Raw genomic sequence first — 21281 nt, forward strand, 5'->3', positions numbered from 1 at the left:
ACGAGGAACGATCGATTGCGGTGGGTTGTTCCCGCGCCTTCCATGGGGAACGCCAGGCGCAGGGGAGAGTTTTCCGTTCTAATTCGTTTTCGCCTCCCAGGAGTATGAGCTCTACGTGCGGTCCGGCGTCTTCTCCGAGCCATCCAGCTCGACCAGATAGGCGAGCAGCAAATCGTCCTGCGGCTGAGCGGCATCCCGCTCGACTTCCCGGTATGCGGCGATCTCATCCTCGGTCGAACGCCGGGCTCGGAGCCGCGCCTTGCCATCCCATAGCGGTGTGCCGTTCGACGTCAGGTCGGCAATGTCGCGCCGAAGCCAGTACTCGTGGCAGAGCTGCTGGGATTCCTTCAAGTTCTTGGCCTCGAAGGCGAGCGTTGGCTTTCCGCCGATATCCAGGGTGAAAATTGCAGGCGCCAGCATCATCCCATCCAGGCAGCAAATCTAAGGGCGATAAGGAGGCCAGCGACCCCGACGGCAACAATGGCGCAGGGCATTGCGATGCGCATCGTTATTCGAATGAGGGTAAGGCTCATCCTGGCGGCCTGAGGTTATCCGTCGCGTCAGCTCGTCGGAATTGAGCGGATCCGCAACGAACTTGGTTTCGGTGGCACCGCACTTCGCGCATTCGAATATCCGCTTTCGGAATGGCCAGCACCTAAGACAATTTTAGCCAATCGCATTCGGGTCACGCATCTGACGAAGGCGGACGTTCGATCGGCAAGAGACAAGCATCTTGCTGCCTCGCGCGGAAAGGTAGCTCGGCACTGGCCGTTCGTCTGTCCGATCTCCGACACATGGTTCTCGAAGGCCCGGTTCTCGAAGGCCCGGTTCTCGAAGGCCCGGTTCTCGAAGGCATGGCTGGAGAGCGCCCATTCGGACGAAAATTCCTGCAACCGAGGGGCCGGCAAGTGCTCGGTCGTGGATTAGGGCGCCATCAACCGAGGGAACAATGAGAAATATCGCCGATTGATACGGCAGTTGCCGGCTCCGCCCGGCTGCAGAGAGAAGGGACATCAAAATGAAATATCTTGCCCCGTGCCTGGCACTTGCTCTCCTGGCGACGCCCGCCATGGCGCAGTCGGTCGGAGAGAAGACCGGCATTAATTCGACCCTTGGCATTGCCCCGAGGACAGAGGATTTCGTCAAACAGGTCGCCATCAGCGATATGTTCGAGATCCAGTCCAGCCAGCTTGCGCAGGAGCGCGGCGATGCGGCTGATAAATCCTTTGCCGCCACGATGATCAAAGATCACGGCAAAACGACAGGCGAGCTGAAATCCATGGTCTCGGAAGGTGATCTAAAGATGGCTCTGCCGACCGAGCTCGACAGCACCCACCAAGCCAAGATCGACAAATTGAAGTCGCTCAAAGGTGGCGATTTCAGCGCCCGCTATCAGCTCGATCAGGTGAGCGGTCACAAGGACGCGGTGTCGCTGTTCGAACGCTATGCCAAGGGCGGCGACAATCCGAAACTCAAGGAGTGGGCGGACAAGACGCTACCCACGCTGCGCCATCATCTCGAAATGGCGCAGGGTCTCGCGTCCGGCAAGACGGTTGGAAAGAACTAGGAGAGCTTTGCGGTTACTTGTGAGCTTGCCCCGACGCGCGCGGGTTACCGGCAGTAAGCCCGCGCGCGCGTCTGGAGATTGAGGAATAGCAAGATGGCGAAGAAGGCAAAGAAGCGTCGTTATTCAAAGGGTGCGTCGAAGAAGGTCGGTCGCGCGATGAAAAAGCGCAAATCCGGCACGCTGCGGAGTGGACGCTCCGGCAAGAAGGTAAAGAGCAGGAAGCAGGCAATCGCGATCGGCTTGTCTGAAGCCCGCAAGAAGGGGGCCAAGGTGCCGAAGAAGGGCTCAAAGAAGCGTTCGAAGAAGCGGTCGAGAAAGTCCTGAGCGATCAATCCGACCTAGGCAGATCGGCCGCTGGATAAGCCACCATCCAATCGTCCAGTAGTTCGTCCCCGAAATCATCGAGCGCACGAAATCGATAACGCTCGGGATTTCGGGAGGGAGAGGTTTTGCGGTTGCGAGGGAATGTCGTTTTGGCTGTCATCGGTATGCGCCGCTCCGCCGGCTCGCCCCGTCCGCTCGGTGGGTATAGAACGGCGGGCGATTGACCGGGGTTCCTGTGGCTACTTGAAAAAGCAGGGCTGGACGGCTCGCTAGGCTAGCGGCGGCTGGCCGTTGGAAGCGGAAACGCCGCCATCGACGGCGACATTTGCACCCGTGACGAAACTTGCGTCGTCGCTGGCGAGGAACGCTATGACGGCAGCGACTTCATGCGGCTCGCAAACCCGACCCAAAGGAATTCGTTCGCGGAACTTGGCCAGCAATTCCTCGTCTTCCATCATGTCGGCGGTCATGCCGGTCCGGGTCAGGCTGGGGCAGACGGAGTTGACCCGGACGCCCTTTTTGCCGAGATCCAGCGCCAGCGCTCGCGTGAGGTTGACGACGGCACCTTTGGCGGCGTTGTAGGGACTTGTCGCCCAATCGCCGCCGGTTCCGGAGACCGATGCCGTATTGATGATCGAGCCCTTCGTCTTTTCGAGGTGGGGCAGGGCGGCGCGACAGCCGAAGAAGACGCCGTCAAGGTCGGTAGCCATCACCTTGCGCCACTGATAATTGGTGATCTTGGCCGGGTCGCCGCCTTCGTAGACGCCGGCGTTGTTGACCAGGACGTCCAGCCGCCCAAAGCGCTTCACTACTGTTGCTACCATTTCGTCCACCGCTTCATGGTCCGAAACATCGGCAATGTGGGCAAGCGTTAGCTGCGCCGGCAGATTCTTTGCGGCGTCAGCCAGTGGCGCTTCGTTGCGGTCAACCAAAGCCACGCGGGCACCCTCCGATGAGAAGCGCCGCGCAGTGGCTTCGCCGATGCCTGAGGCCGCCCCGGTGACGATGACGACTTTTCCATCAAAGCGCTGCATCGTCGTTTATTCCGAACGGGTTTGGTGGCGATCACATCTGCGCATGTTGACCGCCGGGGCGCGAAATTCGGCCCAACGTTGCGCCCGTTCCGTTGCCGCCTTGGACCAGCGCGATATCGCCCAGCGCAATGATGCCGACCAGTCGCTTGTCGCGATTGAGCACCGGCAGACGACGAACCTGGATATCGCCCATGTTTGCACAGACGTCGTCGAGATCCTGATCTTCGTAGCAATATTTGACTTCGGCGGTCATGACGTCGCCGACCCGCGCCTCCGGTCCGCGGCCCATGCCGATACCGCGGATGGCGATGTCGCGATCGGAGACCATGCCGACCAGCCGCTCATTGTCCGTCACCGGCAGCAATCCGACGCCGAGCGCTGCCATGGCCTGTGCGGCGTCCTTTAACGTGTCGTCGGGAGTGCAGAGCTGAACCTCTGGTGTCATCGCATCGGAAACTTTCATGATTTTCTCCGTTGTTGCCCGTTGCTTCACCGGCTAACAGGCGTCGCGGACCGCCGTTCCTGCAGCGGATGAAATATTGCCGGAAGCGGAGCGGAGAGACCTCAGGCCACCGAAGCCTCTCCTGGCTGTCTTACCAACGGTCGTTGTCGACGCCGACGCCCACGCTCACGCCGGGAGCACGGATGCCGACTCCCGCACGCGGTTCATCCCAATCGCGATAGTGCCGACGCTCGATATATCGCTCGCGCGGCGCATAGGCATAGGAGTCGCGGACGATGACACGGCTGCCGCCACGGGTGCGATAGCAGCGTCCATCCTCGTCACAGACCATACGGACCTGTTGGATCAAGTCGGCGTTTGAATACGCGTCGGCCGTATAGATGTCAGATGCATTTGCGCTTCCGGTCAGAAGCGCTCCAGCGCCAGCCAACAAGCCGATAGTGATCTTTCTCATAAGTTCCTCCTGATTCGAATGCTGCCCGATGCACAAAGCGTCGCACCGCCTTTGGTTCCGGCGTCGCCCGCAACGGAAGTTGGTTCCGACCGCCGCGTTTGCCCGGAACAGCGGCGAACAATGCAGAGTTATTTCACCACTGGACACAATCTTCCGAGAACGGAACAAGGAGCAAAAATGAAACGAGCTTTGTTATCCGGCGCAATCGCGGGGTTGATGCTGGGCACAAGCGCATTCGCGCAATCGCCGAGCGATCAGCAGCGAACGAACACGCCGTCGGCGCAAAACCAATTGAAATCGCCATCGACTGCCCCGTCGCAAAACACACAAAATACTCAAAGCGACAAGTCGAGCGCACAGCAACCGACGAATGCCACGGCAGATCAGCCACGTCCGCAGGCGCAGTCAAATCAGCCCAGCTCCGGATCACCGGCCGGCAGGGCGTTGCAGGCGAAATCCGAAGGCAATGCAGCGAACCCGCCAGCACAACAGCCGCAGGCTCAGCAGCCCTCGCAACAGCCATCGCAGACGCAGTCTGCCCAGCAACCGGGCTCCTCTTCACAACCGACGCAGGCGCAGAGCGATAGAGCGCCGGCGAGCAACCAGTCGACAGGCACGCAACAACCGAGCGGATCGGCCGGTACCAATAATGCGACGAGCAGCGGAGCTGCACAGCCTCCAACCAATACGGCGGCTCAGCCTTCGGGCAGCCAGAGCAACACTGCACAGACCAACACCACGCAGTCACACACAAATGTCAACGTCTCGGCTTCGCTTTCCGAGAGTCAGCGTACCCGTGTGAGCACGTCGATCAGCCGGCTGAACGTCAAGCCGGTGACCAACGTGAACTTCTCGCTGGCGATCGGCACCGCCGTGCCGCGCGATGTGCATTTCGAACGGCTGCCGGCAGACGTCGTCGAGGTGATGCCGCAGTATCGCGGTTTCAACTTCGTTTTGGTTCGCCAGGACATCGTGATCGTCGATCCAGCGACCTACAAGATCGTCGACGTGCTGCCGAGCGGCGGCAAATCGACCGCGGCTGCGCCTGCGCCGCGCAAGGCGACCTTCTCCGACAGCGAGAGGGAAGCCGTTCGCAAGCATGCCCGCTTGTCCAGGACAGAGCCGCGCCCGAGCCGAACCGAGCAGCGTACCACGGGCAGCGTCGCTTCCACGCGCGTTCGCGTTGGAGACCGCCTGCCTGACTCGGTGGAGATCAGGTCCTTCCCCGACGAGGTGTATCGGGAATCGCCGCGGCTGCGTGAGTATCGCTATATCGAGCGTGAGAACAGGACGTATATCATCGAGCCCGGCGAACGCCGGATCATCGAGGAAATCGACGATTGATGCGAGAGAGTCCGAGGAGAGAGGCAGCCCAACGGCTGCCTCTCTTTTGTTATGTTGCTGTGTCGACGGACATGGTTTTTCGGCTTTTATTAAAACGGTGAGCAATAGAGAAGGGGCGAGGGAGCATATGTGACTCGTGCGGCGCGAGGCGGCTTGAAAGGTTCCATTGTCCGCCAGGCAACCTAAGCAGCACCTCATGCGTTGGCCCGCATGGAGCAACAACAATGACCGCTGGATCGAAACCCCGCATTTCGCACAACACCCTCATTCTCATCGGCGATGGACAAAAGGCGCTCTTTCTACGTAACAAAGGCACCCCACAGCAGCTCAGCCTGCAAGTAGAGCAGGTTCTCGAGCAGGATAATCCGGCAACACGAGAGCAGGGCACCGATCGTCCCGGTCGATCGATCGGGAGCGTCGGAACGGCGCGAAGTGCGATGGAACAGGTCGACTGGCACTACATCGCGGAAGAGCGGTTCGCCGGCGCCATTGCCGACGCGCTCTACCGCCTTGCCCATGGCAACCGCTTCGACAAGCTGGTCGTCGTGGCGCCGGCAAAAGTGCTCGGCAATCTCCGCCAGGCTTTTCATGCCGAAGTGACGGAGCGGATCGTTGGCGAGATTCCGAAGGAGCTAACGTCCCATCCGATCCCCGATATCGAGCGACTGATGGCGGCCTAGCGACGCCGTAATTCGCAGCAGCCGGCCTTGCATCGGTCAGGTCACCGGGCCCGGATTGAACAGCGCGAGCGCGTTGGTCAGCTTCCAGTGTTCGGCCCAGGTCTGGCGGCCGCTGGCGACCTCGAGCATGAGGCGGAAGATCTCCCAGCCGACGTCCTCGATCGTGGCGTCACCGGTGGCGATGCTGCCGGCATCGACGTCGATCAGATCGTGCCAGCGCTGCTTCAACTCGCTGCGCGTCGAAACCTTGATGACCGGCACCGCGGCAAGGCCATAAGGCGTGCCGCGGCCGGTGGTGAAGACGTGCAGCGTCATGCCCGAGGCAAGCTGCAGCGTGCCGCAGACGAAATCGCTTGCCGGCGTCGCTGCAAAGATCAGGCCCTTCTGGCTGGCGCGCTCACCGGGCGCGAGTACGCCCGTAATCGGGCCGGTTCCAGACTTGATGACCGAGCCCATCGCCTTCTCTACAATGTTGGAGAGGCCGCCCTTCTTGTTGCCCGGCGTGGTGTTGGCGCTGCGGTCGGCCTCGCCCCCGGCGAGGTAGCGGTCATACCAGGCCATCTCGCGCACCAGCGCGTCGGCCACGTCCTGGTTCGCCGCGCGTGGCGTCAGGAGATGGATGGCATCGCGCACTTCCGTGACTTCGGAAAACATCACGGTGGCGCCGGCGCGCACCAGGAGATCGGCGGCAAAGCCGAGCGCGGGATTGGCGGTGACGCCCGAAAACGCATCGCTGCCGCCGCACTGCATGCCGACCACCAGCGCGGACGCCGGACAAGTTTCGCGGCGGCGCTGGTTCAATATCTTGAGGCGGGCATCGGCCATCTGCACGATCTCCTCGACGATGTCGCCGAAGCCGGTGAGGCCTTCGTCCTGCATCCGCATGATCTCGTCATCGGCGCGCATGCCCTCGGGCAGCAGCAGTTCGGGCTGCAGCTTCTCGCAGCCGAGGCCGACGATCATGACCTCGCCGCCGAAATTGGGATTGCGGGCGATGTTCTGCAGCGTGCGGATCGGAACGGCCGCGCCCGGCGCGTTGATGGCGACGCCGCAGCCATAGGCGTGGGTCACCGCGACGACGTCGTCGACATTGGGATATTTCGGCAGCAGCTCCTTGCGAATGCGGTCGAGCGCGAACTCGACCGTGCCGGCGACGCATTGCACGCTGGTCGATATCGCGAGGATGTTGCGCGTACCGACCGAGCCATCGGCATTGCGATAGCCCTCGAATGTGTAGCCTTCCAGCGGTGGCAGCCTGGTCGCGCCGCCGTTTGGCTTCGGCAGATGGTCGAACGACGGCGCGTCGGGCATTTGAACCAGCGATTCCTTGACCCAGCTACCTCTGGCGATTGATGCCGCGGCATGGCCGATGATCTCGCCGTAGCGGCGAATGGCTTCGCCTTCGCCGATGTCGGCGAGCGCGACCTTGTGTCCCTGCGGGATCTGCTCGATCAGCCGCAACCCGCAGGAAAATTCGGCGCCCGGATGCAAGCCGCCGCGGTTGGCGACGATCGCGACATTGTCGTCCGTGTGCATGCGGATGTAGAGCGGTTTTGCGGCGGCGGGCTGCATGTCGAATCCCTCAATGGCTGCGTCCGGCAACGCGTAGCTGCCCGGCATGATCGAGGCAATCGAGGTCAAACCAAGCGACGGATCAAGTGGGCTTTGGGCAAAGGTCGGCCGGGGCAGGGGCTCGGTGGACGCCCTCATAGGAATAAATTCGGAGAGAAGTGTCGATGTCGATTTGGAACCAAATAGTCAAATAATATTACTAGTCAGAACCGGTCTTCCGTGAAATATTTGCCCGCGCTGTCGCCAATGGACAGCGCAAAAGGTGCCAAAATACCGATTTCGGGGATGAGGCACCGCTGCAACATCTGGGAGAACGCGCCTCATGACCACCAAAGCCCTTCTTGCGGCTACCGCCCTCGTCGCCATTACCCTCTCGCTCCCCGCAGCTGCAGCTGAACTGACCGTCGGCTTTTCGCAGATCGGGTCCGAATCCGGCTGGCGGGCCGCAGAGACGTCGGTCTCCAAAACGGAAGCCAGCAAGCGCAAGGTCACCCTCAAGATCGCCGACGCGCAGCAGAAGCAGGAGAACCAGATCAAGGCGATCCGCTCCTTCATCGCGCAGGGCGTCGATGCCATCTTCCTCGCGCCTGTGGTGTCGAGCGGCTGGGATGCGGTGCTGAAGGAGGCCAAGGAAGCCAAGATCCCGGTCGTGCTGCTCGATCGCGACATCGACCCGTCCGGCAAGGAGCTTTACCTCACCGCCGTCACCTCGGACAGCGTGCACGAAGGCGCGGTCGCCGGTGAGTGGCTGGCGAAAGCCGTAGGTGGCAAGCAGTGCAACGTCGTCGAACTGCAGGGTACGGTCGGCGCCAGCGTCGCGACCAACCGCAAGAAGGGGTTTGACAGCGTCGTCGCTAAGAACGCCAACCTCAAGGTGGTGCGCAGCCAGACCGGCGACTTCACCCGCGCCAAGGGCAAGGAAGTGATGGAAAGCTTCATCAAGGCCGAAGGCGGCGGCAAGAATATCTGCGCGGTCTATGCCCACAACGACGACATGATGGTCGGCGCGATCCAGGCGATGAAGGAAGCCGGCCTCAAGCCGGGCAAGGACATCCTGACGGTGTCGATCGACGCGGTGCCTGATATCTTCAAGGCGATCGCGGCCGGTGAGGCCAATGCCACCGTCGAACTGACGCCGAACATGGCGGGGCCGGCGCTCGACGCCATCATGGCCTACAAGGCGAAGGGCACGGTGCCACCGAAGTGGATCCAGACAGAGTCGAAACTCTACACGGCCGCCGACGATCCGCAGAAGATCTATGACAGCAAGAAGGGCCTCGGCTACTAATCGGCCAGCGCCACGCCGCCGGGTCTCAAGCCAGCCCCGGCCCGGCGGCGAAAGCCTTCTCGACGAATCCGCCTCACGGGGCGAACATGCCAGGCGTTCGCCCGATGCGAACGTCGGTGGAGTGATGCCGGCATGAATGCTTCTTCCAACCCTGGCCCAGCGCTGCTGGAAGTGCGGGGCCTGAGCAAGAGTTTTGGCGCGCTACGGGCCCTGCAGGAAGTGGATTTCACCCTGCGGGCCGGCGAAATCCATGCGCTGCTCGGTGAGAACGGCGCCGGCAAGTCGACCCTCATCAAGGCGGTGACCGGCGTGTTTCCGCGTGATGCCGGTATCGTCAGGCTCGGCGGCGCCGAGGTCGCGCCGCGCTCGGCGAAGGCCGCGGTCGATGCGGGAATCGCGACTGTCTATCAGGAGGTCAACCTGCTGCTGAACCTGTCGGTGGCGCAAAACCTCTATCTCGGACGGCAGCCGACGCGGTTCGGCCTGGTACGCGAGGCCGAGATGCGCCGCCGCGCCGCCGCGCTGCTCGCGGAATTCGACCTGCATATCGACGTCGCCGAGCCGCTCGGAAATTATTCCGTCGCGGTCCAGCACATCACGGCGATAGCCCGCGCGGTGGACCAGTCGGCGCGCGTCTTGATTCTCGACGAGCCGACCGCAAGCCTCGATCGCCATGAAGTCGAGATTCTCTTTGCGGTGATGCGCAAGCTCGCGCAGCGGGGCATCGGCGTCCTCTTCGTCACCCATTTTCTCGATCAGGTCTATGAGATCTGCGACCGCATCACGGTGCTGCGCAACGGCCGCCTGATCGGCGAGCGGGCGACCGCCGAGCTGCCGCGGATTGAGCTGATCCGTATGATGCTCGGCCGCGAGCTTGCGGAGACGACAAGCGAACGCGCAGCGGCGAGGGCGCGGCAGGCGGGAGAAGTTTGCGCGCGCTTCGAAGGCTACGGCAAGGCCGGCTATGTCGCGCCGTTCAATCTTTCGCTTCGCCGCGGCGAAGTGGTGGGGCTCGCGGGCCTGCTCGGATCGGGACGCACCGAGACTGCGCGGCTGGTGTTCGGCGCCGAGCGCGCCGACACGGGCAGCGTCACCATTGAGGACAAGCCGGTGCGGCTGCAATCGCCACGCGATGCGGTCGACCATGGCTTCGGCTATTGCCCCGAGGAGCGCAAGACCGAGGGCATCATTGCCGATCTCACCGTGCGCGAGAATATCGTGCTGGCGCTGCAGGCCAAGCGCGGCCTCGCCAAACCGCTGTCGCGCGCCGACCAGGACGAGATCGCGATGCGCTTCATCCAGCTGCTCGACATCCGCCCGCCCGAGCCGGAGCGCCCGATCGGCCTGTTGTCCGGCGGCAACCAGCAGAAGGTGCTGCTTGCCCGCTGGCTCGCGACATCGCCGCGGCTTCTGGTGCTGGATGAGCCGACCCGCGGCATCGACGTCGGCGCCCATGCCGAGATCATCCGCCTGATCCGAGAACTCTGCGACGAGGGGCTGGCGCTGCTGGTGATTTCGTCCGAGCTCGACGAAATCGTGACCTATTCGGATCGGGTGATCGTGCTGCGCGATCGTGTCCACATTGACGAGCTGGAAGGCGAAGCTGTCGACGTCTCCAATATCCTTGCGGCGATTGCCGCCGGCACCGCCGGTACGGAGGCCGGGCAATTATGATAGCCAGATTGCAGCGGGGCCTTCCCCAGATCATCGCGCTTCTGGTGATCCTTGCGATCGACCGCGCCGTGTCGCCGCAATTCTTCGATCTGCGGATGCAGGACGGGCGGCTGTTCGGCAGCCTGATCGATGTCCTCAACCGCGGCGCGCCCGTCGCGCTGCTGGCGCTCGGCATGGTCCTGGTCATTGCAACGCGGGGCATCGACCTGTCGGTCGGCGCGGTCATGGCGATATCAGGCGCGATTGCCGCGAGCCTTGCCGACGCGCACGGAATGCCGATTGCACTCGCCGCCGCTCTCGGGGCCGGACTGCTCTGTGGCCTCTGGAATGGCTTTCTCGTCGCGGTGCTCGGTATCCAACCGATTGTCGCCACCTTGATCCTGATGGTCGCCGGGCGAGGCATCGCGCAGCTCATTACCGAGGGACGGATCGTCACCTTCACCGCGCCCGATCTTGTCTGGCTCGGTAATGGCGCGGTGCTCGGCGTCCCGACGCCCGTGGCCGTTGTAATCGGCATGCTGATCGTCACCGGCGTGGTGGTCCGCGGCTCCGCGCTCGGCCTCTTGATCGAGGCGACCGGCGGCAATGCACGGGCGAGTGAATTGGCCGGGATCGGCACCCGCGCGATGGTCCTTGCGGTCTATGTCTGGTGTGGCCTGTGCGCGGCGCTCGCTGGCGTGATCGCCGCCGCCGACATCATGGGCGCGGATGCCAACAATGCCGGGCTCTGGCTCGAGCTCGACGCGATCCTGGCGGTGGTGATCGGCGGTACCTCGCTGTTCGGCGGCCGCTTCAGCCTGGTGCTCGCCATGGTCGGCGCGCTGATCATCCAGGCCATGAATACGGGCATCCTGCTGTCGGGCTATCCGCCGGAGTTCAACCTCCTGGTCAAGGCGGCCGTCGTGCTGGTCGTCCTGCTGCTGCAGTCGCCGCGCCTGGCCCATGCCGGCGCGATGCTGGGGAGGGCGCGCCAGTGAGAAGGCTGCCGCCGGTTGCGATCACCGCCATCGTTTTCGTCGTCGGGTTTGCGCTCTGCACGACGCAATTTCCCAATTTCGCCTCGACGCGCGTCGTGGCCAATCTGCTGACTGACAATGCCTTCCTCGGCATTGTCGCGACCGGCATGACCTTTGTGATCATTTCCGGTGGGATCGATCTCTCGGTCGGTTCGGTGATCGGCTTTACCACCGTGTTCGTCGCGCTGGCGATCGAGCGCCTCGGCGTGCCGCCATTTGTCGCCTTTGCGGCGATCCTGTTGCTCTGTGCCGCCTTCGGCGCGGCGATGGGTGCGATCATCCATATCTTCGATATGCCGCCATTCATCGTCACCTTGGCCGGCATGTTCCTCGCCCGCGGCGCCAGCTTTCTGATGTCGACGGAATCGACACCGATATCGGCGCCGCTCTATTCGGCGGTATCGGATTTCGCTTGGCGGCTGCCGGGCGGGGGGCGGCTCACCCCCATTGCCCTGATCATGCTCGCCGTGGTCGGGGCCGGCGCCGTGCTGCTGCACTTCACCCGCTTCGGGGCCAATGTCTTTGCGCTTGGCGGCAGCCGCACGACCACCGCCCTGATGGGCATCCCGGTCGGATCGATGACGGTGCGCATCTATATGCTGTCGAGCGTCCTCGCCGGGCTCGCGGGCATCGTTTTCTCCTTTTACACCGCGGCGGGCTATTCGCTGTCCGCGGTCGGCGTCGAACTCGATTCCATCGCGGCCGTGGTGATCGGCGGCACCTTGCTGACCGGCGGCCAGGGCTCGGTGGTCGGCACCTTGCTTGGTGTGCTGATTCAGGGCTTGATCCAGACCTACATTAATTTCGATGGAACCTTGTCGAGCTGGTGGACCAAGATCGTGACCGGTATCCTGCTGTTTGCCTTCATTGCGCTGCAGCAGGCCATGCTAGGCATCGCCCGCCGCACCGGCCCCCGTAAGGCAGGAGTCCTCAAATCATGACGTCCCGTCTTGTCGTCATCCCGACGCGGCGCGCCCATTCCAACCACGCCGAGGTTGCCCGCAGCATCGGCATCGACATCATTGCCGGCCGCTATGCCGAAGGCGGCCGCCTGCCGGGCGATGCCGAACTCACGGCGATGTTCGGCGTGTCGCGCCCGGTGCTGCGCGAGAGCGTCAAGACGCTGGTGGCCAAGGGCCTGCTCACCACCAAGGCGCGGGTCGGCACCGTCGTGCGCGAGCGCGGCGCCTGGAACATGTTCGATGCAGATGTACTGGCCTGGCATCTCGACGCCGGCATCGATCGCCGCTTTCTCAACGATCTCGCGGAAATCCGCCTCGCGGTCGAACCGCGTGCAGCCGCGCTCGCCGCCAGCCGCCGCTCGGAGGCCGACATCGCCGAGCTGAACCGCAGTATGGCGCGAATGCGGAGCGAGGCCTCCGACTCGGTCGGCTTTGCCGATGGCGACCTGGCGTTGCATCTGGCAGTCGCCAATGCCTCCGGCAATCTGTTCATGCGCTCGATCGGCAACGTCATCGAGGCGGCGCTGCGCGCTTCGTTCCTGCTCAGTGCGCCCGTTGAAACACAGGACCGCGAGACGGTTCTGTTGTGGCACCAGCGCATTGTTGATGCGATCGCCGATGGCGATGCCGAGGCGGCCACCGCAGCCATGACCGAGGTGATCCACAATGGGCTCCGCCGTCATGAGGAGACGCCGGCATCCTCCGACGCTGCGTCTGCGATACCTGCGACCGCCGAGCCCGGAGAACAATCATGAACCCGCTTCGCGTCGCCATCGTCGGCTTCGGCAAGATCGCCCGCGACCAGCACGTGCCCGCAATCGCCGCGACCGAGGGCGTCGAGCTGGTCGCTATCGCCAGCCGCAACGCCTCTCTTCCCGGCATCCCACATGCGGCGACGCTCGACGAGCTCTTGCGCAACGGCCCGCAGATCGATGCGGTCGCGCTGTGCACGCCGCCGCAGGTCCGCCACGCCCAGGCGGCGACGGCGTTGGCCGCCGGCAAGCATGTAATGCTGGAGAAGCCGCCGGGCGCCACGGTCGCCGAAATCGCCCCGCTTGTGACCGCTGCGCGGTCAGCGCAGCGCACCCTGTTCGCGACATGGCACTCGCGCTACGCGCCAGCCGTCGAACCAGCGCGGCGGCTGCTGGCCGGCCGGAAGGTTACGTCCGTCAAGATCACCTGGAAGGAAGACGTCCGGGTCTGGCATCCGGGGCAGGTCTGGATCTTCGAGGCAGGCGGGCTCGGCGTGTTCGATCCCGGCATCAACGCGCTGTCGATCCTGACGCGCATTCTGCCACAGCCGCTATTCGTGACGTCGGCCGATCTCGCGTTTCCTGCCAACCGCGATGCGCCGATCGCCGCCAAGCTTGCGCTTGGCGATGCGCAGGGGCTTAAAATCACAGCGGAGCTCGATTTCCTCCAGACCGGTCCGCAGAGCTGGGACATTGATATTGAGACCGACGACGGCCCGGTCACGCTTTCGCGCGGCGGCGCAAAGTTAAGAGCAGGGGAACAGCAGCTCGTCGATGCTCCCGAGGCCGAATATGCCGGGCTCTATCGCCGCTTCCGCGAACTTACCGCGACTGGCGAGAGCGACGTCGATCTCGCACCGCTTCAGCTCGTCGCGGACGCGTTCCTGCTGGGACGGCGCCGTGCGGTCGAGCCATTCGAGGACTAGCATGAGCAATCCGTCGGTCCCTCGCGTGTCGCGTTCCCGCTTCGGTGTCCTGCCTGACGGCAGCGACGTCGAGCGCGTCGTCCTGCAGCACTCTGAGGGGCTGGTAGCATCCATCATCACCTATGGCGCGAGCTTGCAGGCGCTGTTGGTGCCGGATGCCGCCGGGCGGCGCGATGACATCGTGCTCGGCCATGACGCGTTCGAGGGTTATCTCGCCCGCCGGCAGTTCTTCGGCGCCACCGTCGGCCGCTACGCCAACCGGATTGCCGGTGCGCGCTTTGCACTCGACGGCGCCGAGGTGCAGCTTGCGGCCAATAACGGCGCCAATGCGTTGCATGGCGGGCTGGAGGGATTTGATCGACGTAACTGGCGCGTTGTGAGTATCGACCGCGGCGAGCATCCGGCCGTGACGCTTGCCTATCGCAGCGCTGATGGCGAGGAGGGATATCCCGGCACGCTGGATGTCGAGGTGACCTGGCGCCTTGCCGGGCCGATGGAATTATCGCTCGATATGACCGCGCGGACCGATCGTTCGACCGTGGTCAACCTCACCAATCACAGCTTCTTCAACCTGGCCGGTGCGCGCTCGGGCCGGCAAATTCTCGACCATCACCTCACCGTGGCGGCGGATCATTTCCTCGCCATCGATGCCGGCGCGATTCCGCTGCCGCAACCTCCGAGCGAAGTCGCCGGCACGCCGTTCGACTTCCGCGATGGCTTTGAGGTCGGCGCGCGCATCCGCAACGACCATCCGCAATTGCGCGTGGGTCGCGGCTACGATCACAATTTCTGCCTCGCACCGGCAGGCGATGAGCCTCGTTTTGCGGCGCGGCTCGCCGAACCAACCTCCGGCCGTGTGCTGGAACTGTTCACCAACCAGCCCGGCCTGCAGGTCTATTCCGGCAACTTCCTCGACGGCACCACGGCCGGGAAGGGCGGCCGTCTCTACCGCCAATCCGATGCCATCTGCCTCGAGCCGCACGCCTGGCCGAATACGCCGAACCGGCCGGACTTTCCGACCGCCCGACTTGATCCCGGCGAGCTCTATCGTCACACCACGTCATACCGTTTCACGCATGCGATCAAGGGGCCCATCCAAGACGCAATCGGAACACAATCCCAGGTAGAGTTGTCCGACGGGAGTGGACGATGATCGGGAGGCCGAGGATGGAAGAGGTGCCGACGACCGTGCTTTGCGGCGAACGGTGCCATCTTGGCGAGGGACCGACCTACGACGCTGCGACTGATACGGCCTGGTGGTTCGACATTATTGGGCGCCGGCTATTCGAGGCGCGGCTCGATGCCGGACAGATCACCATCCATCCGCTCGAAGTAATGGGCAGCGCGCTCGGCCGGATCGATGCGCATCGCCAGCTTCTGGTCGCGGACGACGGCGTCTATCTTCGTGAGCGGGCGGACGGGCGGATGTCGCTCTACCGTCCGCTCGAAGCCGATAACGCCGCCACGCGTTCGAACGACGCCAGGGTTCACCCGTCCGGCACGTTCTGGATCGGCACCATGGGGCGACAGGCCGAGCGCGGGCTTGGCGCCATCTATGCGCTACATCGCGGCGAGCTGACGCGGCTCTATAAGCACGTCACCATACCGAATGCGATCTGCTTTTCGCCGGACGGGACCGTCGGCTATTTCGCCGATACGGGGGAGAATGTGCTGTACCGCGTCGACCTCGATGCGGCGACCGGCCTGCCGCGCGGCGAGCCGGCCGCGCTGGTCACGCGGCGGGGTGGCGGCGGGATCGATGGTGCGGTGGTCGATGCCGATGGGCTGATCTGGAATGCGCGCTGGGGTAGCGGCTGCATCGATGTCTATAGCCCGCTAGGTGAGCATCTGCGCACGCTCCGCGTCCCGGCACGGCAATCGAGCTGTCCTGCCTTTATTGGGCGGGATTTCTCGCGTCTGCTCGTGACGTCGGCCTGGCAGGGAATGGCCGAGGATGCGAAACACGCCGATCCCGATCATGGCCGCACCTTCGTACTCGACGTCGGAGTAAACGGCCGCCCAGAGCCAGACGTGAAACTTGCAACCGCTTGACGGAGGACGGCAAAGCGCGGCAACCAAACGCGCAAGATGATCTGAATTCAAGAACCGCCTCGAGCGGGCTGACGATCCAAAAACCAGAGATCCTCGATGAGGAAGGGAGAGAAGCATGACTAGTCTGAAGACGACATTGTCGGCCCTGGCGCTGGCAACAGCCATGGCCGCCGCGGCGGTGACCGGGGCCTTCGCCCAAAGCAAGGGCACCGTCGGCATCGCGATGCCGACCAAATCGTCGGCGCGCTGGATCGACGACGGCAACAACATCGTCAAGATCCTCAAAGAGCGCGGCTACGGCACCGACCTGCAATATGCCGAGGACGACATTCCGAACCAGCTCTCCCAGATCGAGAACATGGTGACCAAGGGTGTCAAGGTGCTAGTGATTGCCGCGATCGACGGCACGACGTTGTCGGACGTGCTGAAACAAGCAAAGTCCAAGGGCATCGTCGTGATCGCCTATGACCGCTTGATCCGCGACACGCCCAATGTCGACTACTACGCCACCTTCGACAATTTCCAGGTCGGCGTGCTGCAGGCGCAATCGATCGAGCAGGCACTCGGCTTGAAGGACGGCAAGGGACCCTTCAACATCGAACTGTTCGGCGGCTCGCCGGACGACAACAACGCCTATTTCTTCTACAACGGCTCGATGTCGGTGCTGCAGCCCTATATCGATAGTGGCAAGCTGGTCATCGGAAGCGGCCAGAAGGGCATGGACAAGGTTTCGACGCTGCGTTGGGACGGCGCCACCGCCCAGGCCCGCATGGATAATCTCTTGAGCGCGTTCTATGGCCGCAAGCGGGTCGATGCGGTGCTCTCGCCCTATGACGGCCTCTCCATCGGCATTCTCTCGTCGCTGAAGGGCGTCGGCTACGGCAGCGGCAACATGCCGATGCCCGTGGTCAGCGGCCAGGATGCCGAGGTGCCCTCGATCAAGTCGATGCTGCGCGGCGAGCAGTATTCGACCATCTTCAAGGACACCCGCGATCTCGCCAAGGTTACCGCCGACATGGTGGATGCAGCCCTCAGCGGTAAGGAGGTCAAGGTCAACGACACCAAGACCTACAACAACGGCGTCAAGGTGGTACCTTCCTATCTCCTGAAGCCTGTCGTCGTCGACAAGAGCAACTGGGAGAAGGTGCTGATCGAGAGCGGATATTACAAGAAGTCGCAGATCGAGTGAGCAGGAGTGCGGCGCCGGCGACAACCGGCGCCGCCACCGGCCTGCCTGAGCGGTGGGCAGCGAGATGAAGGACATGATGGTGCGATGACCGCAATTCTCGAAATGCGCGGCGTCAGCAAGAGCTTTGCCGGCGTGCAGGCCCTGCGTGACGTCAATTTCACGGTGGAGGCCGGGCAGATCCATGCGCTGGTCGGCGAGAACGGCGCCGGCAAGTCCACCCTGATGAAGGTGCTCAGCGGCGTCTACCCCTACGGCGAGTATGAGGGCAACATCATCTTTGAGGGCGAGGAGCGGCGCTTTCGCGACATCAATGATTCCGAGGCGCTCGGCATCATCATCATTCATCAGGAGCTGGCGCTGATTCCGCTGATGTCGATCGCGGAGAATATTTTTCTGTCGCATCCGCCTTCGCATCTTGGCGTGATCGACCGCGACACGGTGTACCGCCGGACCAAGGAACTGCTCGCCCAGGTCGGCCTCACCGAGATGCCGGATACGCTGGTGACCGATCTCGGCGTCGGCAAGCAGCAATTGGTGGAAATCGCCAAGGCGCTGTCCAAGCGGGTCAAGCTGTTGATCCTGGACGAGCCCACCGCCAGCCTGAACGAGAATGACAGCGCAGCGCTGCTGGATCGCCTGCTGGCGTTCCGCGCCCAGGGCATCGCCTCGATCCTCATCTCTCATAAGCTATCCGAGGTGGCCCGCGTCGCCGACCGGATCACGGTGCTGCGCGACGGCCGCACGGTCGACAGCATCGATTGCCGGGCCGAGCCGGTCGAAGAGGACCGGATCATCCGCAGCATGGTCGACCGCGACCTGGCGCATCGCTTTCCGGAGCGCACCCCCAGAATCGGCGAACCTGTCTTTGCGGTTAAGGACTGGACCGTGCATCACCCGCAGCACCGGGAGCGGCAGGTGATCAAGGGCGTCGATTTCGAGGTCCGGCGCGGCGAGGTGGTCGGGATTGCCGGACTGATGGGCGCCGGTCGCACCGAATTCGCCATGAGCCTGTTCGGCCATGCCTGGGGCGAGCGGATCAGCGGCCAGGTGTGGCTCGACGGCAAGGAAGTGAACCTCTCCAGCGTGGCGGCGGCGATCGATGCCGGCCTTGCCTACGTCACCGAGGACCGCAAGCAGCTCGGCTTGATCCTGGATAGCGACGTGCGCAAGAACATTACGCTGGCCAGCCTCGGCCGGGTGGCGCGCCAAGGCGTGATCGACGACATATCCGAACTGCGCGTTGCCAGCGACTACCGCAACCGAATGCGGATCCGCTGTTCCGACGTCTATCAGGAGACCGGACAACTCTCCGGCGGCAACCAGCAGAAGGTGGTGCTGTCGAAATGGCTGATGACTGATCCTAAGGTATTAATCCTCGACGAGCCGACCCGCGGCATTGACGTCGGGGCAAAATACGAAATCTATTGTATCATCAATGAGCTTGCCGAGGCCGGCAAGGCGGTGGTGATGATCTCGTCGGAAATGCCGGAACTGCTCGGCGTCTGCGACCGCATCTGCGTCATGAATGACGGCGCCTTTGTCGGCGAATTCGCCGCCGCTGAGGCCACCCAGGAAAGGATCATGCGCGCCATCATGCGCAACAAGAGGATAGCCAGGAAGGAAGTCGAGGGAGAACTACGGATATGACCGACAAGACGGTTTCGCTCCCGGAGCCTTCGCACACCGGCTTCATCAAGAACAATCTGCGCAATTACGGCATGCTGCTGTCGCTGTTTGCGATCATGCTGTTCTTCCAGATCATGACCGACGGCACGCTGCTGCAGCCGCTCAATCTCACCAATCTGGTGCTGCAGAACAGCTATATCGTGATCATGGCGCTCGGCATGCTCCTGATCATCGTGACCGGCCATATCGACCTGTCGGTCGGTTCGGTCGCGGGCTTCGTCGGCGCCGTCGCTGCGGTGCTGATGGTGCGCTACCACGTGGCCTATCCGTTGGCCTTCATCGCGTGCCTAATCGTTGGCGCGGCGATCGGCGCCGCACAGGGCTATTGGGTTGCCTACTTCAAGATTCCGTCCTTCATCGTGACGCTGGCTGGTATGCTGGTGTTCAAGGGGTTGGCGCTCGCCATCCTGGCCGGCCAGTCGGTCGGGCCGTTTCCGCCGACTTTCCAGAAACTGTCCTCGGGCTTCATCCCCGAACTGTTTCCCGGCGCCGGCACGCTCTATCCGACGTCGCTGCTGATCGGGGCCGTTTTGGCGGTGGCGCTGGTCTTTACCAGCGCCAAGGCCCGGGCACGGCAGGCCTCGCATGGCATCGAGGTCGAACCGTTTGCATTCTTCGTCGCCAAGAGCGCGGTGCTGTTTGCTGTAATCGTGTTCTTCGCCGGACTGATCGCTTCGCATCGCGGCCTGCCCAACGTGCTTGTCATCATGACGGCGCTGATCGCGCTTTATGGCTTCGTCACCACCCGCACCGTGATCGGCCGCCATATCTATGCAATCGGCGGCAATGCGAGGGCGGCCAGCCTGTCCGGCATCAAGACCGAGCGGCTGACGTTTCTGACTTTCGTCAACATGGGCGTTCTGGCGGCGCTTGCCGGGCTCGTGTTCGCCGCGCGGCTCAATACGGCAACGCCGAAGGCCGGTGCCGGCTTCGAGCTTGACGTTATCGCGGCCTGCTTCATCGGTGGCGCCTCCGCCTATGGCGGCGTCGGCAAGGTCGGCGGCGCGGTGATCGGAGCCATGATCATGGGCGTCATGAACAATGGCATGTCGATCCTCGGCATCGGAATCGACTACCAGCAGGTGATCAAGGGCCTGGTGCTGCTCGGCGCTGTTTGCCTCGATGTCTACAACCAGCGGCGATAGCGTCGCGCTGGTTGCGCGTCATCCCGACGGAGAATGCAGGCAGCTGCCCGGGCGCGGCTTGCTGCCGCGCTTGTCGGTGGGCACGTTGCAATTGTCGATGCGCTGCTCGTCCATCCATTTCCTGCCCATGCGTTCTTTGCCGGTAGGCGACGGCCCGTTGGCGGGCGCAGCCGTTTCGGCATTGGGCGTGGTTTGGTCAACCTGCCTGTCCTGCGCGAAAGCCGTTGATGCAATGCACGCGGCGAAAAGCAAGCTGATCAACCTCAGGTGAATCGGTTCCATAGCGGACCTCGCCAGAAGAGTTCGCTCGCAAGATTAAACCTTTCGATATTCACGCAGCCACCCGGAACCTGGGAGCAGTGGGTCGGTTGCCTCTCGTCATGTCGTGCGTGCGTCACGAAGAAAGGAGAGACACATGAAGATGAAACAGCTCATTCTTGCGGGTTGCTCCGTCCTGGTGTTGAGCACCGGTGCGGCACTGGCGGGCCCGTGCGATACCAGTCGCGCCGCCAGCGCGAAGGATGCCGGCTCCGGACCGGCCAGGACCGGCGAACAGACGACCGGTATGGCCAGCAATACGGGGCAGCATCCGCCAACCGAAACGATGAACAAGTCGACTGACAACACCGCTGCTTCTTCGCAGGATGCACAGCGCCAGATGCAGGGGCAGCCGACGGCTGCGCAGCAGGCGGAAGGTGCCAAGGGTGACCAGAAGACCGCGGGCAAGGACTGCTGAGGCGAGAAGCTGAAGTCTTGATGCATGGCCGGATCGATCCGGCCTGCATCAATCCGCTGCTTTGCGCATTTTTGTCCAAGAGCGAAGTAGGCTTGTCCAAGAGGGAAGTGTCTGGCGCCACACGCGTGCAGATCTTTGGAACGAACGGTCTTCCCCGCTTGCGCTAAGGACGAGGCCAACCTAGTTTTGATCCGGCACGGGCATCGTGCCAAACACACTCCTGGGAGGACCTTGATGAGTTGGAAAACTCCGAAGATTGTGGAAGTGCCGGTGGGCATGGAAATCAACATGTACGCCTGCGCGGCGCGTAAGTAACGCGTCGAAACGGTCTTGCTCGGCTCCGCCAACGGCCTGTTGCCGCGAGCCGGGCAAGCTGTATATCTCCGAAAAATTTATCTCTCCGAAAAATTTTCCACC

At 63.1% G+C, this 21281-nt stretch carries 24 protein-coding genes; 18 read left to right on the forward strand and 6 right to left on the reverse strand.

What is annotated here, in order from left to right; genetic code table 11:
* Nucleotides 1-111 precede the first annotated feature (111 nt).
* Entirely contained in the window at nt 112-420 is a 309-nt protein-coding gene (locus tag RX331_RS12680) for a hypothetical protein (RefSeq protein ID WP_317256890.1), read from the reverse strand.
* 363 nt (nt 421-783) lie between these two features.
* Here RX331_RS12680 and RX331_RS38760 point away from each other — a divergent pair, with 363 nt between their 5' ends.
* The 3 genes from RX331_RS38760 (at nt 784) to RX331_RS12690 (ending at nt 1891) form a co-directional block, all read left to right on the forward strand.
* Nucleotides 784-927: a pentapeptide repeat-containing protein gene (locus RX331_RS38760; RefSeq protein WP_410708274.1), complete on the forward strand. Its 144-nt coding sequence runs from the start codon at nt 784-786 to the stop codon at nt 925-927.
* A gap of 91 nt (nt 928-1018) precedes the next feature.
* Nucleotides 1019-1567 (forward strand): DUF4142 domain-containing protein, encoded by a 549-nt coding sequence (locus tag RX331_RS12685; RefSeq protein WP_317256891.1) that lies wholly within the window; start codon nt 1019-1021, stop codon nt 1565-1567.
* Nucleotides 1568-1723: 156 nt separating this feature from the next.
* Complete coding sequence (locus tag RX331_RS12690) at nt 1724-1891, forward strand: DUF6496 domain-containing protein (RefSeq protein ID WP_317258107.1); 168 nt, start codon at nt 1724-1726, stop codon at nt 1889-1891.
* 269 nt (nt 1892-2160) lie between these two features.
* Here RX331_RS12690 and RX331_RS12695 read toward each other — a convergent pair whose 3' ends face one another.
* The 3 genes from RX331_RS12695 to RX331_RS12705 form a co-directional block, all read right to left on the reverse strand.
* Nucleotides 2161-2925, reverse strand: a complete 765-nt coding sequence (locus RX331_RS12695; RefSeq protein WP_317256892.1) for an SDR family oxidoreductase — start codon at nt 2923-2925, stop codon at nt 2161-2163.
* Between the two features lie 31 nt (nt 2926-2956).
* The gene (locus tag RX331_RS12700; RefSeq protein ID WP_317256894.1) at nt 2957-3388 is read right to left on the reverse strand and encodes a CBS domain-containing protein; all 432 of its coding nucleotides are present in this window, start codon (nt 3386-3388) and stop codon (nt 2957-2959) included.
* A gap of 130 nt (nt 3389-3518) precedes the next feature.
* Entirely contained in the window at nt 3519-3842 is a 324-nt protein-coding gene (locus RX331_RS12705; protein WP_317256895.1) for a hypothetical protein, read from the reverse strand.
* 120 nt (nt 3843-3962) lie between these two features.
* Between RX331_RS12705 and RX331_RS12710 the strand changes: the two genes are divergently transcribed.
* Nucleotides 3963-5186, forward strand: coding sequence for a DUF1236 domain-containing protein (locus RX331_RS12710; protein WP_317256896.1), 1224 nt, complete (start codon nt 3963-3965; stop codon nt 5184-5186).
* 224 nt (nt 5187-5410) lie between these two features.
* A complete protein-coding gene (locus tag RX331_RS12715; RefSeq protein ID WP_317256897.1) occupies nt 5411-5866 on the forward strand; it encodes a host attachment family protein in 456 nt (151 codons plus the stop codon).
* A gap of 36 nt (nt 5867-5902) precedes the next feature.
* Here the strand turns inward: RX331_RS12715 and garD are convergent, their stop codons facing one another.
* The gene (garD, locus tag RX331_RS12720) at nt 5903-7438 is read right to left on the reverse strand and encodes a galactarate dehydratase (protein ID WP_317258108.1); all 1536 of its coding nucleotides are present in this window, start codon (nt 7436-7438) and stop codon (nt 5903-5905) included.
* Nucleotides 7439-7760: 322 nt separating this feature from the next.
* Between garD and ytfQ the strand changes: the two genes are divergently transcribed.
* From ytfQ to mmsB, 11 genes are all read left to right on the forward strand, one after another.
* Nucleotides 7761-8726 carry a galactofuranose ABC transporter, galactofuranose-binding protein YtfQ gene (gene ytfQ, locus RX331_RS12725; RefSeq protein WP_317256898.1) on the forward strand — a complete coding sequence of 322 codons (966 nt, stop codon included), beginning with the start codon at nt 7761-7763 and terminating at the stop codon, nt 8724-8726.
* Nucleotides 8727-8858: 132 nt separating this feature from the next.
* The gene (locus RX331_RS12730) at nt 8859-10400 is read left to right on the forward strand and encodes a sugar ABC transporter ATP-binding protein (RefSeq protein ID WP_317256899.1); all 1542 of its coding nucleotides are present in this window, start codon (nt 8859-8861) and stop codon (nt 10398-10400) included.
* The gene (locus RX331_RS12735) at nt 10397-11377 is read left to right on the forward strand and encodes an ABC transporter permease (protein ID WP_317256900.1); all 981 of its coding nucleotides are present in this window, start codon (nt 10397-10399) and stop codon (nt 11375-11377) included. The genes RX331_RS12730 and RX331_RS12735 overlap by 4 nt, the downstream gene beginning before the upstream one ends.
* Nucleotides 11374-12357: a galactofuranose ABC transporter, permease protein YjfF gene (gene yjfF / locus RX331_RS12740; protein ID WP_317256901.1), complete on the forward strand. Its 984-nt coding sequence runs from the start codon at nt 11374-11376 to the stop codon at nt 12355-12357. Before RX331_RS12735 ends, yjfF begins: the two co-directional genes overlap by 4 nt.
* Nucleotides 12354-13133: a FadR/GntR family transcriptional regulator gene (locus RX331_RS12745; protein WP_317256902.1), complete on the forward strand. Its 780-nt coding sequence runs from the start codon at nt 12354-12356 to the stop codon at nt 13131-13133. The genes yjfF and RX331_RS12745 overlap by 4 nt, the downstream gene beginning before the upstream one ends.
* Nucleotides 13130-14056, forward strand: coding sequence for a Gfo/Idh/MocA family oxidoreductase (locus tag RX331_RS12750; protein ID WP_317256903.1), 927 nt, complete (start codon nt 13130-13132; stop codon nt 14054-14056). Before RX331_RS12745 ends, RX331_RS12750 begins: the two co-directional genes overlap by 4 nt.
* A 1-nt stretch (nt 14057) precedes the next feature.
* A complete protein-coding gene (locus tag RX331_RS12755) occupies nt 14058-15209 on the forward strand; it encodes an aldose epimerase family protein (RefSeq protein WP_317256904.1) in 1152 nt (383 codons plus the stop codon).
* Between the two features lie 14 nt (nt 15210-15223).
* Nucleotides 15224-16108 carry an SMP-30/gluconolactonase/LRE family protein gene (locus RX331_RS12760; protein ID WP_317258109.1) on the forward strand — a complete coding sequence of 295 codons (885 nt, stop codon included), beginning with the start codon at nt 15224-15226 and terminating at the stop codon, nt 16106-16108.
* Between the two features lie 115 nt (nt 16109-16223).
* Entirely contained in the window at nt 16224-17297 is a 1074-nt protein-coding gene (gene chvE, locus RX331_RS12765) for a multiple monosaccharide ABC transporter substrate-binding protein (protein ID WP_317256905.1), read from the forward strand.
* A gap of 84 nt (nt 17298-17381) precedes the next feature.
* Nucleotides 17382-18944, forward strand: a complete 1563-nt coding sequence (mmsA, locus tag RX331_RS12770) for a multiple monosaccharide ABC transporter ATP-binding protein (protein ID WP_317256906.1) — start codon at nt 17382-17384, stop codon at nt 18942-18944.
* On the forward strand, nt 18941-20128 hold the full coding sequence (gene mmsB / locus RX331_RS12775) for a multiple monosaccharide ABC transporter permease (protein ID WP_317256907.1): 1188 nt from the start codon (nt 18941-18943) through the stop codon (nt 20126-20128). The genes mmsA and mmsB overlap by 4 nt, the downstream gene beginning before the upstream one ends.
* Before the next feature lie 18 nt (nt 20129-20146).
* Here mmsB and RX331_RS12780 read toward each other — a convergent pair whose 3' ends face one another.
* Nucleotides 20147-20410, reverse strand: a complete 264-nt coding sequence (locus tag RX331_RS12780; RefSeq protein WP_317256908.1) for a hypothetical protein — start codon at nt 20408-20410, stop codon at nt 20147-20149.
* 133 nt (nt 20411-20543) lie between these two features.
* Between RX331_RS12780 and RX331_RS12785 the strand changes: the two genes are divergently transcribed.
* Nucleotides 20544-20864 (forward strand): hypothetical protein, encoded by a 321-nt coding sequence (locus RX331_RS12785; RefSeq protein WP_317256909.1) that lies wholly within the window; start codon nt 20544-20546, stop codon nt 20862-20864.
* Nucleotides 20865-21098: 234 nt separating this feature from the next.
* Nucleotides 21099-21179 carry a pyrroloquinoline quinone precursor peptide PqqA gene (gene pqqA, locus RX331_RS12790; RefSeq protein ID WP_072824652.1) on the forward strand — a complete coding sequence of 27 codons (81 nt, stop codon included), beginning with the start codon at nt 21099-21101 and terminating at the stop codon, nt 21177-21179.
* Nucleotides 21180-21281 lie beyond the last annotated feature (102 nt).

Source organism: Bradyrhizobium sp. BWA-3-5 (assembly GCF_032917985.1).
In the GTDB taxonomy this organism is placed as follows: domain Bacteria; phylum Pseudomonadota; class Alphaproteobacteria; order Rhizobiales; family Xanthobacteraceae; genus Bradyrhizobium.